The organism is Devosia epidermidihirudinis, from assembly GCF_000971295.1.
Lineage (GTDB): Bacteria > Pseudomonadota > Alphaproteobacteria > Rhizobiales > Devosiaceae > Devosia > Devosia epidermidihirudinis.
On sequence record NZ_LANJ01000030.1, the window covers coordinates 1 to 542 of the forward strand.

2 protein-coding genes are annotated in these 542 nt (G+C 58.3%); both read left to right on the forward strand.

Features of this window, described 5'->3' with window-relative positions; genetic code table 11:
- On the forward strand, nucleotides 1–283 hold a 283-nt coding region (locus WH87_RS20505), incomplete at its 5' end, for a hypothetical protein (RefSeq protein WP_046173263.1).
- A gap of 8 nt (nucleotides 284–291) precedes the next feature.
- Complete coding sequence (locus WH87_RS20510; protein WP_156458245.1) at nucleotides 292–513, forward strand: hypothetical protein; 222 nt, start codon at nucleotides 292–294, stop codon at nucleotides 511–513.
- Nucleotides 514–542: the final 29 nt, after the last annotated feature.

Sequence of the window (542 nt, forward strand, 5' to 3'; positions counted from 1 at the left end):
AAAGGGAGAGGGAAAGGAGAGAGAGAAGCAGGGGGAGGGGGGGGAAGGAAGAGGGGGGGGGGGGAGGGAGAGGGGGGGGAGGAGGGAGGGCAGAAGAGAGAGAGGAGGGGGCAACAGGGAGGGGGTAAAAGAGTGTAGGGGGGGAGGTGGAAAAGAAGGCGGAGGAGGAGAGAAGAGAGGGGAAGGAGAGATAGGAAGAGGAAGAAGGGAAGAGGAGGAGAGAGGGAGGGGGGAGGGAGTGAGGAGGGAAGAGAGTGGAGAGGGGCAAGCGCGAGAAGGGTGAAGGGGGAAATGATAACAAGGACGAAGACAGGAGAGGGGGAGAGGGAGCACGAGGGGGAGGGGAAGATCAGGGAGAGCTCAGGAACATGGGCGGCAATGGGCGAAGGAAAGAGGAAGAAGAAATGGGGAAGAGGGCAGTGGAGAAAAAGTAAGAACAGAAGGAGGAGGGAAGGGGAAGAAGGGAAAGGGAGGAGAGGAGAGAAAAGGAAGAGGAGAGTCGGATGTGTATAAGGGACAGGAAGAAGAGAAAGGAAGAGAGG